A 15,413-nucleotide genomic window follows, 5' to 3' on the forward strand; every position below is an offset into this window, starting at 1 on the left:
TTACAATAACCATTCTGCTTAGAAAAAAACTTTTTTATCACTAATATATTTTTGCAAATTGTATGAAGCTAAATTGCTATGACTCACACGATTTGGATTTCGCTCAATCGTCTGCAAATTTTTTTCAGCTTCCTGAATAATCCTCATGAGTTCCTGATGTCTTTTATTTTGGGTATCTAAATATGCCCAATACCCTAATACAAACACGATACTCACACACAACACTATTAATACTTTATTGATCATTATTATTATCTCTATGTTTTTAATGTTAATGATCTTAACAAAAAACAACCAGTTTGTGAATATTTTCACATTTATTTACAATAATTATTAATTACTCAAACTATTGATATAAAAAATGTTTTCCAATTTGCAATTTAAAAAAAGATTAAAAATAATACTTTTCACTTAAAAATTCATTTTTAAAAATAACTATATTTTTTTAACAGAAAGTTATATAGGCTATTTCCCCACTTTTATTTTGAAGTATATTTAAATATATTTTTCACTTTAACTTCATTATATTATTTATTGAATATTAATTTATTTGTTAAATCGTTAGATAATAAAAAGCCCATTTCAATAAATCAAAATGGGCCTTTACGAAGTCATTAACCTGCAACTTCTTCCACTTTTGGTTTTGCTTTTACCAAATCAGCTTCATAGATCACATCATATTCTTCTAACTTTAAATGATGTAACCGCTCTCTAAGTTTTTTCAAAGACCACGGCCATGCAGCAAAGTTACGCCCATTGGCATCAAGGTAGTAACTTTTACATCCCCCACTATTGAAGACAGTGGTTTGCAGATGTTTTTGTACAAGCTCATTATGCTTTTTAATTACTTCTGATTTCACTGAAAGCTTAGCAATACCTTTTGCCTTCATTTGTAGCAAACCATCAACAATATATTGCAGTTGTGCTTCAGCAAGACCAATAAATGAGTCATAAACCAAAACATTTGGCCCTAGCATAAGAAATGCATTTGGTACATTTTCAATGTTGGTTCCTAAGTAGGCTTCTGGTGATGAGTCTTTCCAAAGCTCAGCTAGGCATTCCCCTTTTTCGTTATGTACCCGTTTACCGATTGGTGGGTGAGATACTTCAAATCCAGTGCCCCAAATAATGACATCAACTTCGTGGCGTTCACCATTGGCAGCAACCACAGTATTGCCTTCAACCTTCACTAAACCATGTGGAATAAGTGTAGTGTTGGGTGCCTGTAACGCTGGATAGTAATTATTGGCAAATAAAATACGTTTACAACCAATATCAAAATTAGGCGTTACGTTTTGACGTAAAACTGGATCTTTAATTTGTAACTTTAACAGTTGTTTCGCAGCAAAATTGACAGGCTTTAAAGCTTTTGGATTGCGTAAGCCAAAATTAATGACATTTAAAGTACCCGCTACAGTTTGTCGCCAAGTGGCTTGAATTTTTGGATATTTCGCAATGATTGATTTACTCAACTCACCCAAGTCGGTATCTGGTTTTGGCAGTACCCAAGGTGCTGTACGTTGGAACACAAACAACTCTTTGGCTTTAGGTTGAATTTGTGGCACAAATTGGATGGCAGATGCACCCGTACCAATTACGGCAATACGTTTTCCAGTTAAGTCATAATCATGGTTCCACTTCGCTGAATGGAACATTTCACCTGTAAAGGTATCTAAGCCCTCAAGACGTGGTATCTGTGCTTCAGTAATTGGACCCGTAGCAAATAGAACTGTTTTAGCAATATACAAACCAGAGCTCGTCTCTAGCTTCCAGATATTTTTTAGGTTGTCCCATTCTGCTTTTAATAGTTCGGTATTGAACTCAATTAAGGACTCAATATCAAACTCACGGCTTACATCTTCTAAATAACTTAAAATTTCCGGTTGGCGTGCAAATAAGTGACTCCATTTCGCACTTGGTGCAAAGGAGTAAGAATACAAAGCTGAAGGTACATCACAGCCACAACCCGGATAGGTATTTTCACGCCAAGTACCACCAACGCGGCTCGCTTTTTCAATAATTTTAAAATTGGTTAAACCTGCTTCATTTAGCTTAATTGCAGCAGCTAAGCCAGAAATACCTGCACCGACAATAAAAGTGTCATAAATATGTGCAACTTCTTGGGCTTTACGTGTACGTGTATTTGTTCTAGGTTTAGTGACCATAATTTTTCTGCCTATACAAAATTTTATTTAAATAACTGATACGAAAGCCCAAGGAACTTTGCATATAGCGTTGGAGACGTTCTTTTCATAAGCCAGAATAATTTGGCGTCGATCTGTGGTGTGGTATAGAGCTGCCCTCGATCTAATCGGTTCAATGTTAAAGTCGCAACTGCATCACTGGTGGTCATGGCATAATTCATGAGTGCATGGTCTGCAAGTTTTGAATAGCGCCCTGGAATACGTCCATTTTTAATGATATTGGTAGGCACCAAAGTCGGGCAAAGTACATTCACTTTAATATTAAACTTATGCAGTTCAGCTGAAAGCGTTTCTGATAATGCCAATACACCTGCTTTCGTTACGTTGTAGACACTCATTTCAGGTGCTGCGGTATAAGACGCAGCAGAAGAGACATTAATAATTGCGCCGTAACCTAGTTTTTTAAGCTTTGGCACAAATGCATGACAACCATGAATAACTCCCCATAGGTTTACATGCATACACCACTTCCAGTCTTCCAAACTCATTTCATCAAATTTACCGCCTAAACCTACGCCAGCATTATTAATGATGAGTGTTACTGGGTGCTCTAATAACTGTTCTGCTTGATCAGCCAAAGTCTGTACTTGTTCTGCTTGCCCAACATCGCACTGGACAGCAAAAGCTTTTTGTCCAAGCTGTTCAATTATCTTTACGGTTTCTTCAGCAGCTTCTAAATTAATATCTGCGCAGACTACGCTGCCACCACGTTTTGCCAATTCAACTGCAAAGCTTCGTCCAATCCCACTGCCTGCCCCAGTCACGACCGCATATGCATTTCGACTCGGCTGATCTTTCTTACCAAATAGAATCATAGTAAATCCTAAAAAATTTTAAGGAGACGGCAGTAATTTGGGTATTACTGCCGTGACCAACAGTCTTATGAAACTGCACGAACTGGTGGAGTAAATTCCTTCACAAAGTAAGGTGCAATCGCACCACCTTCGTTAAGTAATTTCTTTTTGTAGTACTCCAGATATTCAGTCGTATCGTGGTCATTTGGATGGAAGTCAGGACGTAAGTAATCAAAAATCTGGCCAATGGTGCTGCCAAATACGCCATCTTTTGGACTAAAAATTAAGTTGACGCCACGACGTGCATCTTTCCAGAATTTTCTGGTTAACAGTTCTTTTGGCTTACGCAGTACGGGTACCAATAAAGTTGCGGTTGGAATAAGCCCTAAAATGGTGATAAAAGCCATTAAAAAGCCGGTTGCACGCAATGGATAGTTACCGTTCAAAATCTGATAGACATCATAGGCAATATCTTTATGCTCAGATTCTTCAAGCATATGCCACATCCATAAAGCACGGCTTTTCGCATCGTCGGTATAATAAAAGTTCTTTTCATGCTTCATCATGTATTCAGCGAGAACTCCCGTAAAGTGCTCAATGCCTGCCATAAGTGAAAGCTTTAATGGCTGTGGGAATTTTAAAAACACATATTTAAAGAAGTTTTCACCTAAGAAGCGATATAAATCGACCGGATATTCCAGCTCTTTAATTGCATCATTGAATTCATTATGCAATTTTGAATGGATGGCTTCTTGACCAATGAGGGAAGTCACACGCTGTTTTAAAATTGGATCTTGAATAAATTCGCGGTGATGACGGGCAGTTTCAATCACCAAATCTTCACCATAGGTCAAAAAAACCGAAAGCGTTGCAAAGAACAAAGTTGCAAACTGATTGTTGACGTAAAACTCGATATCAATTTCTTTGCCATCAAACCCGATATTTAGATGACGGATTGGGATAGATCCTTTATTTGAAAAGTCTATCTTTTGATACTGAGCTATAACTGATTTAGGAGAAATAACATTTCGGATAGCTTGAGCGACCATTTTCGACACCCTATAAAATTTGTTAAATACAAGGCAGCGTCGAATCAAACAGATACAGATAAAGTTGTCTTTAGATTATTTCTTGCAATCTTTAACTGCTCTAGAACAAAAATTTGCTCGAATACATCTGCCTTGCCATGTTTTATGAACTTAAATATTGTTAAGTTCACCAAATCAGATTAAATAGTGCGCTTGATATAATTCTCGAACAAGGACAAAAAAAGCCAACCCACATTGAAACTTTTTGCCAACCTAAATATTTTTGATAATTTCAAATAACTTATATAACCCACTATTATTCATAATGATTCAAATAAAAGACATTTGTCCTAAAAGGATAAAAATATGGCTTTAAAAGATAACAAATGAAATATTATGCCTACTTCGATAGAAATCTTATTTCAATATTTCAGCGTTCCAAAAATCACACTAAGCTTTCTATTTTCAGAGCTTTATTGCACAAATGAAAACGATAAACTGCATTCAGAGAAAAAAATTGAATGAGGATAATAAATCATGTTTGATATGCGTTTATCTCATGAGCGTGGTGCAGCACATCATGGCTGGTTACAGTCAAAACACACGTTTTCATTTGCAAATTATTGGGACCCGAAACAAGTAGGCTTTTCAGATTTGCTTGTGATTAATGACGATACCGTTGCACCATCGAAAGGCTTTGGTACTCACCCTCACCGCAACATGGAAATCATTTCTTATGTGCTTGAAGGTGCATTAGAACATAAAGATTCAATGGGTACTGGTTCGGTGATTGTGCCTGGTGATATTCAATTAATGAGCGCAGGTCGTGGTGTTGCTCATAGTGAATTTAACCACTCTGCACAAGAAAACGTGCACTTCTTGCAAATTTGGGTAGTTCCAAATGAAGTGAACACCACACCAGGTTATCAACAATTGCATATTTCTGAGGAAGACAAACGCGGTAAATTGCACTTGATGATTTCACCAAAAGGTGGCGAAAAAACTTTGTCGATCAAACAAGACATTAATATTTATTCTGGTCTTTTTGACGGCGAAGAAACAGCAGAGTTTGCAATTCCAGAAGGACGTTATGTTTACCTACATGTGGCAAAAGGCCGTATTAATGTAAACGGTAAAACCTTTAACACGGGTGATGCTGCGCGAATTCGTGATGGAGGCAAGTTATCATTTACTAATGGTGATAATGCTGAAATTCTGATTTTTGATATGCGTCCAGAAGAAGTTCCAACCATGCCATAATCAACAAAACACCTGCATAGTTATATGCAGGTGTTTTTTTATATATTGAAATTAAAAACTATGAATGTTCTTCCGAGCGTGCCATTTCAGTATTGATATAACTCATGATCATAGTGGTTAACCCTTGCACCATTTCATCAAAACTAATAAATGGGTTAGGTAAAATAAGATGTCTTGCTACGTTAAAAATACCGCTATTTATACAAATGTAAGTAATGACAGGTAAGTTATTAATTTTTAAATATTTAGGATTATGCATCATATATTTCATGATGACTTCCATTAAAGCCTGTTCAATTTTTGGAATATATTTGTCGTATTGCAACTCACCTGCATAACGTAAAACGGTTAAGTAACGGTCATTATTCTTCTTTAATAAATCACTAAATGTATAAAAGATCATTTCGATAACAGGCTCTAACTCCAACTCTAGAATTGTAGGAGTTAACTCTTTAATCATATCGAGAATTTCACTCACAAAGTAATGATTCATCGCATCATAGATTTCTTCTTTATTTTTAAAATACTCATAAAGTGACCCAACACTCACACCTGCAATTTCTGCAATATGACGTGTAGTGGTACCACTTGGTCCATGCAATGCTACGGCAATAAAACCTGCTTCAATAATAGTATCAACAGTGACTTTGGCTCGTGCCTGACGGGGTTTTCGCGTAGACATATTTTCTTATAAATAATCCGAACATAAGCTCAGGTTAGCATGTAATTTAGCCCTACTCTAATAAAAAAACAAAATCCGAATACTTGTCAAATTTCATGATGCAATTTCTTTAGAGGTATGGCTAAACATAGTTATGAGTTCTTTTATTAGTAGGCACTTATTTTTAAACCAAATAAAATATATAAATAAAAATCAACACATTAATAAATTATAAAACTAATTTTTTATTTTATTCGTACATTAGCGTTGAGCTTAAATAACTTGCAAAGTTACCCGAATTGAATCCGAACATAAACTCAGATTAACATGAAAAAATCTAAAAAGAGGTTGATTCGTTTTACCAAGTTCGCCTCTTTTTCCGTTATTCAGTCAAATAATCAAACAAATAACGGAGCAACATCACCGTACTCAGTAAGCAGAGAAAACTGCTTTTTGAAAATGGAATTTACAGTGCCCTGTTGAAAGTCAAAGCTTTTTGGTTTTCGGCAACATCGCACTATCACTGATTGATCTGAAGGTGTCGCCATGATCTCGACCACAGTTAAAAAATCCCTAAACAAAATTAAATTTTACCGTGAAATCGAGTTACCGGATTTTGCCAGCAAAAAGTCTATTCCAATCCGCCATTTAAATATCGGATTTGAAGGTAAAGAGATTGATGTCGAATTCTATATGAACAATCAATTTGCCACGATGTTTTTTGCTACGCTTTCAGTATTTCTAACCTATGGGGAAGATTTGGTAATTGAAACTGCTCGTCATCACCGTGAATTTATTCAAGACCCAGTGCTAAAGCAACGCGTCACTTCATTGATTGGACAAGAAGCAATTCACTCTAAACTGCACAATGAATATAACGATGCGCTTAAAGATGTTGAATATCCTGTCGATTTATACCGTTTCTTGGGCGAGAACTTCTTTAAATATGTGTTCTTAAAATTCCCACAACCGCTTAAATTATCGATGATGGCTGGTATTGAGCATTTTACAGCGGTACTTGCTGAATACATGATGAAACACGAAAAGAATTTCTATTATTCAGATGATGCAAAAAGCCGTGCGTTATGGATGTGGCATATGCTTGAAGAATCTGAGCATAAAGATATTGCCTATGATGTTTATCAACTACTTAATGGTAGCTATCCATTACGAGCTTCTGGTTTCTTCTTAGCTTTGTTCACTATTTTAGGTCTAATCCCTGCGACTACCTTGTTTATTCCTGTTTTAAGAAAACCACAGGAAATGTTGACTAGAAAATTCTGGAAAGATGCTCGCCGTGGTGTAGGACTTATTTTTGGTCCAAAAGATGGTGTATTCGGTAGCACCATTGGCCAGATTTTTGATTACTTACGTCCTGACTTTCATCCAAATGATCATGATACGACCGAATATCTAGAGTACTACAAAGACAAATTACTGAAAGAAGGCGGCGCGATTGCACCTTACTTTGTGAAGGAATTTACCCCACCTGTACGCTTGTCTTAACTGGCTTGCAACCAGTCATTACTTAATGGCTGGTGTTCCTTAAATCTATTTCGGGATGAATCATGATTTTATTTGGCAAAAAGAAAGTTAAACCAAGCCAAAAAGCTTATGCCGTCGTGACGGGTGCAGGCAGTGGGATTGGTCGAAGTTTTGCAATTGAACTGGCAAAACGTGGTGGCAGCGTAGTCTGTGCAGATATTAATTTGGAAGCTGCTGAAGAAACTGTAAAACTTCTTGAACAAGAAGGTGCAAAAGCTTTTGCTATGCGTTGTGATGTGGGTAATGCCGAACAAGTTAATCATCTGGCTGAAACTGCTGAAATCTTACTTGGGCATCCTGTGACTCTTATCATTAATAACGCTGGTGTGGGTTTGGGTGGCAAGTTCGATGAACTCACCCTAGAAGACTGGAACTGGGTCATGAATATTAACCTTTGGGGTGTTATTCATGGTTGTCATGCATTTGTGCCAAAGTTCAAAAAACTAGGTTACGGCGCAATTATTAATGTAGCTTCTGCGGCATCTTATACCGCAGCACCAGAAATGACTGCTTATAACGTAACGAAAGCGGGTGTTCGTGCGTTGTCTGAAACACTTTCGGCTGAACTGCGTAAGTTTAACATTAAAGTGAATGTGCTCTGCCCGACTTTGGTGCCAACCAATATCATTAAAAATGGTCGTATTCCGGGTCGTTATTCAAAACTTGCAGACCATGCGCTCATGAACTACGCACTCACCACAAGTGATGATGTCGCCAAACTCACACTTAACCGTCTTGATCAGGATGAACTTTATACCATCCCTCAAATCGATGCGAAGTTGTTCTGGCTGATGAAACGTGCATCTCCAAGTTTGTATACCAAGTTCCTTGGTACCTCTTACAAATTATTTAAATAAGAAATTTTATAGGTAGTACCCATATGACTGCTCAAATGAAAACAAATGCATCAGCAAAAAAAGCTGTCAATTCACCTCACCATATTTACGATACCTTTATTGTCGGTGCCGGAATTTCCGGTATCGCCGCAGCGATTCGTCTCGACCAAGTTGGCTATACCAACTATAAAATTATTGAAAAAGCAGGTCGTGTGGGTGGCACTTGGCGTGAAAACACCTATCCGGGCTGTGGCTGCGATGTACCGTCAGCTTTGTATTCTTATTCGTTTGCACCTAGTGCAAAATGGAGTCACTTATTTGCACGTCAGCCGGAAATCTTAAGTTACTTAGAAGATGTAAGTAACGAGTTTAATATCACGTCTAAAATTGAGTTTAACAACGAACTACTCAATGCTGCTTGGGATGAATCACGCCATTTGTGGGTACTTGATACAACTACTGGTCAATATCTATCTCGAACTGTTATTTTTGCAACAGGCCCAATTACCGAAGCCCAGATTCCACGTCTTGAAGGTTTGGATACCTTTACAGGTGAAATGTTCCATTCAGCGAAATGGAACCATAATTATGACTTAACTGGAAAACGCATTGCTGTAATTGGTACAGGTGCATCTGCCATCCAATTTGTGCCACAAATTCAACCTAAAGCAAAAGAGCTGTTTGTGTTCCAACGTACAGCTCCTTGGGTGTTGCCAAAACCAGATACCGACTTGGGCGAGTTGAGTAAATCCGTCATTGCGAAATATCCATCTATTCAGGCGAGTTGGCGTAAAAGTGTAGCGCTAACCCTCAATGCGATTAATTTTGGTTTACGTAACCCACTTGCGCTCAAACCAGTCAATGTATTAGGTAAGCAATTACTTAAATTGCAAATTAATGACCCTGTGCTACGTAAAAACGTAACGCCAAACTTTGACATTGGTTGTAAACGTATTTTATTCGCTAACAACTACTACCCTGCACTACAAGCACCAAACACGACCCTAATCCCTCATGGTTTAGTGAAGGTTGAAGGCAATACGGTGGTTGCAGCGAATGGTGAACGCCACGAAGTTGATGTGATTATTTGGGGTACAGGCTTTGAAGTATCTCACCCACCCATTGGTAAACGTGTCCACAATGAAAAAGGCCAATGTTTACAAGATATATGGAAAGATAGTTCACCAGAGGCTTACTTAGGAACCAACATTGAAAATGTACCAAATGCATTTTTAATTTTAGGACCTAACGTACTGGTTTATGATTCTTTCATTGGTTTAGCAGAGGCACAGCTCGACTATATCGTAGATGGCTTATTGAAAATTAAAAACAAAGGAATTAGCAAGTTAAATGTTAAGGCTGATGTGATTAAAAAGCACAATGACTTGGTGCAAAAGCACTTACAAACAACTGTATTCAATAGTGGTGGCTGTAAGAGTTACTACCTTGATGCCAACGGGCGTAACTTTGCTGCATGGCCTTGGTCATTGAAAAAACTTAAACAACGTTTGAAAAAAGTAGATTTGAAAGATTATGAAGTAACGTATCAAACGACAAAAACTCACTAATTTGTAATTTCGATCAGATCAAGTGTAAGAAAGAGGCAGTGTATTTTTGATTTTCATGAAATACACTGCCTTCTTCGTTGAATATCTTCAAGAAATAAAAGAACAGGATAAAGATGAAAGAAGGTCAATCAAGTCGTACCGCCGAAGCTGCTGCTGCATTACGGGCCAATCATTTTCAAAACACGAAGAACCCTGTATTTTCAGACCCTTATGCTTTTGAGCTGACCAGTAAAGGCTGGAAAAAACTGCTCTCTAACCCACTGATTGTTAAAGTCATGAATTCTTCGGTTTTAAACCGCACTTTAGGTTTACTTACTGGACAAGTAGTCGGGCGCTCCCGTTATGCCGAAGATTTACTTGATCAGGCAGTTCAACAAAATACTCAACAATATGTGTTAGTCGGTGCTGGCCTAGACTCTTTTGTACTACGTGAATCACACCATTACCCTACTTTGAAAATTTTTGAAGTCGATCATCCTGATACTCAAGCTGCTAAACAGACTAAGCTAAAAAAGTTAGGAAATATTCCTGCTACCGTTGAGTTTGTCGCGATTAACTTTGAAAAAGAGTCTATTTCGGAAGCCCTGACCAGAAGTGTCTATGATTCATCTGCTCCTGCATTTTTTTCATGGTTAGGCACAACGCACTATTTAAACCCGCAAACGACCTTGGAAACTTTAAAAAGTATTGCCAACTTTGCTGCAAACGGTAGTGAAGTAGTACTCGACTATTCGACCGATTTTCAGGAATTAAACGGTATTGAGCGACTTGGAAGTATGGGCGTTGCACAATTTACCCATTTGCTGAAAGAGCCTTTATTAGGTCAATTTAAACCAATAGATTTACATCATGCAGTGGAGCAGATGGGATTTGAAGTGGTCGAAGATCTTTCAGGGGAAGCCATTACTGAACGATATTTTAATGCACGAATCGATGAAATTCGCCACACCTCAGCAACACGATTATTGCATTTGCGTTTAAATAAATAAAGATACTTTGATCATTGGTTACTTAGCCGCATGGCATGAGGTGTTTTCCCATGCCATCTTTTATAAGCATGAATAAAACTGGCAGGTTCGGCATAACCTAACCACTCGGCAATTTGCTCAACTGAAACTTTTGGTAATGCCAAATATTGCTCAGCTAGAACTTGCCTGACCTCTTCACGAATTTGTATAAAAGTCATTCCCTCTAATGCCAAGTGACGGCGCAGGGTTCTTATATTTAAATGCAGTCGATCAGCCACTATATCCATAGATGGCATTTCCCCACGCATACTCATCAGCTGCTGTTGCACTAAGGTTGTAAATTTATTTTGTGATTGGCGCTTTTCTAATATTTGACGACATTGTTCTTCTGCAGTGTGCAGAACCAACTCATTCGCCATGAGTAATTTTTGATCCACTTTTTGCGGATCAAGAATTACAAAACTTTTAGCTGCGCCAAATTCTGGCATGATCCCAAATAAAGTCCGATAAGGCTCGGCAACACCTTTAGGTTGAAAAGAAAAAGCCAAATATTGGCAAAAATTGTCCTGCACCAAATCTCGCTGTACCGTAATGAGTGCAGCGGCATCGCGTTCAATAATGAATTGACGCACTGAAGATGGGATATCTTGCTCATCAATTTCAATACGGATTCCTTGCGGTGTATCCGACACATCAAAGCGGGTAAAAGCAAAGGTTAAAGTAAAATAGGTTAAAGCCAAATCCAGTGCTTCACGAATGCTCGCACTACTCATCAGAGCCATGCCTAATGGCCCAAATGTGGTGAAATGATAGCGTGTGCCCACCTCTAAGCCTAATGTCGGTCTGTCTCCTAGTTGCTCAACCAAGTTATGAATCAACTGTAATTCCTGATGGCCTGTCACCACCATATTAGGGTCAAGTAATTGTTGTTGGCTAAGCCCAGTTCCTTGCAAAATTGTCTGATAAGAGATGCCTGATTCCATCGCGAAATCAGCCATTAACCGAACACTATGTACACTGCGTTCAAATGCCCATGCATACTTCACTGTATCGCTCAGAATGTCCTCGAATCACAATATTTTGTCCTCATCCATCCTCTAAATCAAGTTAATAAACGTCTATTCTGCATACAGGAAATTGCGATTTTTTCGCTCACTGTTTTTAAGGATTTTAGAGCAGCCTATGTTTAATTCGTCGTCTAATTCAAATAAAAATGTACGCATCGCCATTATTGGCACTGGCTTTGGTGGTCTAGGACTTGCCATTCGTCTCAAACAAGCAGGTTTTGAACAATTTACTCTATTTGAAAAAGCTGCCGATGTAGGTGGTGTCTGGCGTGACAACACTTACCCGGGCGCTGCATGTGATGTGCCGTCACATCTTTATTCTTTTTCTTTTGAACAGGAACTTGGTTGGAAAAATCGCTACGGGACATCTCAAGAGATTTATCAATATTTACGTCACTGTGCCGATAAATATGACCTTCGCCCGCACATCAAATTTAATACTGAAATAGCCAGCGCCGAATTTGATGCGCTGCAAGGTGTATGGCACATCCAAAGTACAACTGGCGAACAGTTTGAAGCTGAATTTTTAGTGGGTGCTGTAGGCCAACTTAACCGCCCAGCCTATCCAAAACTTAAAGGCATTGAAAACTTCAAAGGTAAGGCATTTCACTCAGCACGTTGGGACCATGACTATGACTTAACTGGTAAACGTGTTGCAGTCATTGGCACAGGCGCAAGCGCGATTCAGTTTGTACCTGAAATTGCAAAACAAGTGGCTCACCTAGACGTTTATCAACGCTCAGCGCCTTATGTTATTCCAAAACCGGATCGGGTTTACCAACCTTTAGAGAAAAAAGCTTTCCGTAAACTGCCGATCTTGCAAAGTCTAGACCGTGCCTTGCAATATGGTCATCATGAAATTCGCCTACTTGCTTTTACAACTTCACTTAATGAAATGCCTTTGGTGGAATACATATTCCAGCGCCACATTCGAAAAGTTGTTAAAGATGGGAAGTTACGCCACCGCTTAATGCCGGACTATCCAATTGGTTGTAAACGTATTTTAATCTCTAACCACTGGTATGAAACGCTGACCCAACCTCATGTTGATGTGATTAATACCGGCATTCAAGAAATTACTGAACATGGCATTTTAGACACGGAAGGAAAGCTGCGTGAAGTTGATGCCATTATTTACGGTACAGGTTTTACAGCGACTGAATTTATGGCGCCAATGCAAATTACTGGACTTGATGGGCGTACATTAAAAGACACATGGAAAGATGGTGCTGAGGCTTATTTAGGTCTAACAGTAAACGGATTCCCTAACTTCTTTATGTTGTATGGGCCAAATACCAACCTCGGGCATAACTCAATCGTCTATATGATTGAAAGTCAGGTGAATTATATTTTAGATGCACTGCGCACTACTTTGAAAAATAACCTGCTGTTCACCAATATTCGTGCCGAAATTCAACACGAGTTTAATCAAAATATTCAGGAAAAAATGAAAAAAACGGTGTGGGCGCAAGGCTGTACCAGTTGGTATCAAACTGCTGATGGCAAAAATACCAATAACTGGCCAGGTTTTACCCTTGAATATCGCCAACGCACTCGTCGCTTTGACATTGAAAACTACACTCAGGTGTCGGCTATTTCTTAAATACGCTTCGCCATAGGAAATGAGAAAAATAAACGGAGAATTTTATGAAGTCTTTTAAAAATAAAGTCGCAGCTGTGACAGGTGCGGGTTCAGGTATTGGACAAGCAATTGCAATCGCCCTCGCCAAACAAGGCTGTCATCTGGCACTTTCTGATATTAGTGAAACCGGGTTAGCCAAAACAGTCGAGCTGTTAACACCCTATTCTGTCAAAGTCACCACTCAAAAAGTTGATGTGGCTAAACGTGATGAGGTTGCAACTTGGGCAAAGGCAGTGGTAGATGAGCATGGCCAAGTTAACCTGATTTTTAATAATGCTGGTGTCGCAATAGGTAGCACGGCTGAAGGTGTGAGCTATGAAGATCTTGAATGGCTCATTGGTATTAATTTTTGGGGCGTGGTTTATGGCACCAAAGAGTTTTTACCTTACTTAAAACAAAGTGGTGACGGGCATATTATTAATATTTCCAGTATGTTTGGCTTAACAGCTCAACCAACTCAAAGTGCTTATAACGCCAGTAAATTTGCCGTTCGTGGCTTTACTGAATCATTGCGCCAAGAACTCGATTTACAAAATGCTGGAGTGAGTGCGACCTGTGTGCATCCAGGTGGTATTCGTACCAATATTGCCAAAGCTGCTCGCATGAATAATAGTGTCCAGTCTTTAGGAATGGACCCTCTAAAAAGTCAGGATGCTTTCGATAAATTACTTCGCACCCCTGCTGACGATGCCGCTCAACAAATTTTAGAAGCTGTTCGTAAAGACCGTCGCCGCCTACTCATTGGAGCCGATGCGAAAGCCGTTGATGTGATTCAACGTATTCTTCCACAGGGTTACCAAAAGATTTTTGCAACTGCGACTGCCTTGCAAACTCGCCTACTCAACAAATCAGCAAAATAAAAACAGTGGTCAGCATACTCTTCATTTTAAGAGATGCTGACTGACATTAAATGCTTAGTATGAGTCCTTATTATGAAGCAACTTCTTGCATGGACTATTCGTACCACACTACGTCCAGCTTTATCCCCTAGAACACCACTAAAGCTACAACGTTTTTGTAGCGATGCAGCCAGTGCAATTGTGCTTGGGCCACGTGGTTATAAAACAAAAAAGCAAACAATTGCTCAAGTACCGACAGTCCATATTCAGCCCAAAACGACTCAATCAGGACGTGGCATTTTGTACTTACATGGCGGTGGCTATGTGGTGGGTAGTTCAAAAAGTCACACTAAGCTTGCTGCTCAAATTGGACATGCAGCTCAAGCACAAGTTTGGTTACCTGAATATCGCCTAGCCCCAGAGCACACAAACCCTGCTGCTATTGAAGATGTCGTTGCTATCTATAAAGCTTTACTTGCTCAAGGACAAGACCCGAACAAACTCGTGATCGCTGGCGATTCTGCGGGCGGCGGACTGAGTTTAAGTGCTGCAATTGCTTTACGAGATGCAGGGTTACCGTTACCAGCAGCATTAGTTTTACTTTCACCTTGGGTTGACTTAAGCCTCTCTGGAAGCACGATGAAAACTCATGATGCTCAAGATGCAATGCTGTCAGAAGACTGGTTAGCTTGGTGTGCAAAAAACTATTGCGGACAAAAATTGGCAACCGATCCAACCTGTTCTCCACTCTATGCAGACTTAACGGGATTACCGTCTATTTTGATTCATGTCGGTACAGAAGAAGTCTTGTTAGACGATGCAAAACGCCTTGCTAAACAAACTGAAAAATACGGTATTCCGACGAACTTGAAGGTTTATGACCGAGTCGGGCATGTTTTTCAGTTCCACGCGGGTATACTACATGAATCTAATGACTCGATTGAGCGCATTGGGCAATTCATTGATAAACATACACAGTCAATATAAAAATATCGCCAGAG

General features: G+C 39.0%; 14 protein-coding genes. 8 read left to right on the forward strand and 6 right to left on the reverse strand.

Translation table 11 applies throughout. From position 1 onward, the window contains the following. Positions 1 to 18 precede the first annotated feature (18 nt). The 4 genes from ACG59Z_RS13155 to ACG59Z_RS13170 form a co-directional block, all read right to left on the reverse strand. A complete protein-coding gene (locus tag ACG59Z_RS13155; RefSeq protein ID WP_000608974.1) occupies positions 19 to 246 on the reverse strand; it encodes a hypothetical protein in 228 nt (75 codons plus the stop codon). A 368-nt stretch (positions 247 to 614) separates the two neighbouring features. Further along, complete coding sequence (locus ACG59Z_RS13160) at positions 615 to 2,165, reverse strand: flavin-containing monooxygenase (RefSeq protein ID WP_400199763.1); 1,551 nt, start codon at positions 2,163 to 2,165, stop codon at positions 615 to 617. Positions 2,166 to 2,188: 23 nt separating this feature from the next. Then, entirely contained in the window at positions 2,189 to 3,019 is an 831-nt protein-coding gene (locus tag ACG59Z_RS13165; RefSeq protein WP_400199764.1) for an SDR family NAD(P)-dependent oxidoreductase, read from the reverse strand. A 65-nt stretch (positions 3,020 to 3,084) separates the two neighbouring features. Further along, positions 3,085 to 4,047 (reverse strand): metal-dependent hydrolase, encoded by a 963-nt coding sequence (locus ACG59Z_RS13170; protein ID WP_400199765.1) that lies wholly within the window; start codon positions 4,045 to 4,047, stop codon positions 3,085 to 3,087. A gap of 516 nt (positions 4,048 to 4,563) precedes the next feature. Between ACG59Z_RS13170 and ACG59Z_RS13175 the strand changes: the two genes are divergently transcribed. Beyond that, positions 4,564 to 5,286 (forward strand): pirin family protein, encoded by a 723-nt coding sequence (locus ACG59Z_RS13175; protein WP_400199766.1) that lies wholly within the window; start codon positions 4,564 to 4,566, stop codon positions 5,284 to 5,286. A gap of 58 nt (positions 5,287 to 5,344) precedes the next feature. Here the strand turns inward: ACG59Z_RS13175 and ACG59Z_RS13180 are convergent, their stop codons facing one another. Continuing rightward, complete coding sequence (locus ACG59Z_RS13180; protein WP_004702811.1) at positions 5,345 to 5,968, reverse strand: TetR/AcrR family transcriptional regulator; 624 nt, start codon at positions 5,966 to 5,968, stop codon at positions 5,345 to 5,347. A 525-nt stretch (positions 5,969 to 6,493) separates the two neighbouring features. Here ACG59Z_RS13180 and ACG59Z_RS13185 point away from each other — a divergent pair. The 4 genes from ACG59Z_RS13185 (at position 6,494) to ACG59Z_RS13200 (ending at position 10,885) form a co-directional block, all read left to right on the forward strand. Continuing rightward, positions 6,494 to 7,453 carry a metal-dependent hydrolase gene (locus ACG59Z_RS13185; protein WP_396480650.1) on the forward strand — a complete coding sequence of 320 codons (960 nt, stop codon included), beginning with the start codon at positions 6,494 to 6,496 and terminating at the stop codon, positions 7,451 to 7,453. 62 nt (positions 7,454 to 7,515) lie between these two features. Continuing rightward, positions 7,516 to 8,349, forward strand: coding sequence for an SDR family NAD(P)-dependent oxidoreductase (locus ACG59Z_RS13190; RefSeq protein ID WP_396480648.1), 834 nt, complete (start codon positions 7,516 to 7,518; stop codon positions 8,347 to 8,349). Positions 8,350 to 8,372: 23 nt separating this feature from the next. Further along, on the forward strand, positions 8,373 to 9,896 hold the full coding sequence (locus ACG59Z_RS13195) for a flavin-containing monooxygenase (RefSeq protein WP_400199767.1): 1,524 nt from the start codon (positions 8,373 to 8,375) through the stop codon (positions 9,894 to 9,896). Between the two features lie 113 nt (positions 9,897 to 10,009). Beyond that, positions 10,010 to 10,885, forward strand: a complete 876-nt coding sequence (locus tag ACG59Z_RS13200) for a class I SAM-dependent methyltransferase (RefSeq protein ID WP_400199768.1) — start codon at positions 10,010 to 10,012, stop codon at positions 10,883 to 10,885. An 11-nt stretch (positions 10,886 to 10,896) separates the two neighbouring features. Here ACG59Z_RS13200 and ACG59Z_RS13205 read toward each other — a convergent pair whose 3' ends face one another. Further along, positions 10,897 to 11,910 carry an AraC family transcriptional regulator gene (locus ACG59Z_RS13205; RefSeq protein WP_400199769.1) on the reverse strand — a complete coding sequence of 338 codons (1,014 nt, stop codon included), beginning with the start codon at positions 11,908 to 11,910 and terminating at the stop codon, positions 10,897 to 10,899. A 136-nt stretch (positions 11,911 to 12,046) separates the two neighbouring features. Between ACG59Z_RS13205 and ACG59Z_RS13210 the strand changes: the two genes are divergently transcribed. The 3 genes from ACG59Z_RS13210 to ACG59Z_RS13220 all read left to right on the forward strand — a co-directional run bounded on the left by ACG59Z_RS13210 (position 12,047) and on the right by ACG59Z_RS13220 (position 15,399). Next, a complete protein-coding gene (locus ACG59Z_RS13210; RefSeq protein WP_000483429.1) occupies positions 12,047 to 13,534 on the forward strand; it encodes an NAD(P)/FAD-dependent oxidoreductase in 1,488 nt (495 codons plus the stop codon). A gap of 44 nt (positions 13,535 to 13,578) precedes the next feature. Continuing rightward, positions 13,579 to 14,433 (forward strand): SDR family NAD(P)-dependent oxidoreductase, encoded by an 855-nt coding sequence (locus tag ACG59Z_RS13215; protein WP_396463099.1) that lies wholly within the window; start codon positions 13,579 to 13,581, stop codon positions 14,431 to 14,433. Between the two features lie 72 nt (positions 14,434 to 14,505). Further along, positions 14,506 to 15,399 carry an alpha/beta hydrolase gene (locus ACG59Z_RS13220; protein WP_400199770.1) on the forward strand — a complete coding sequence of 298 codons (894 nt, stop codon included), beginning with the start codon at positions 14,506 to 14,508 and terminating at the stop codon, positions 15,397 to 15,399. Positions 15,400 to 15,413 lie beyond the last annotated feature (14 nt).

Origin of the sequence: Acinetobacter sp. ABJ_C1_1 (genome assembly GCF_044684115.1) — a bacterium.
GTDB lineage: Bacteria > Pseudomonadota > Gammaproteobacteria > Pseudomonadales > Moraxellaceae > Acinetobacter > Acinetobacter nosocomialis_A.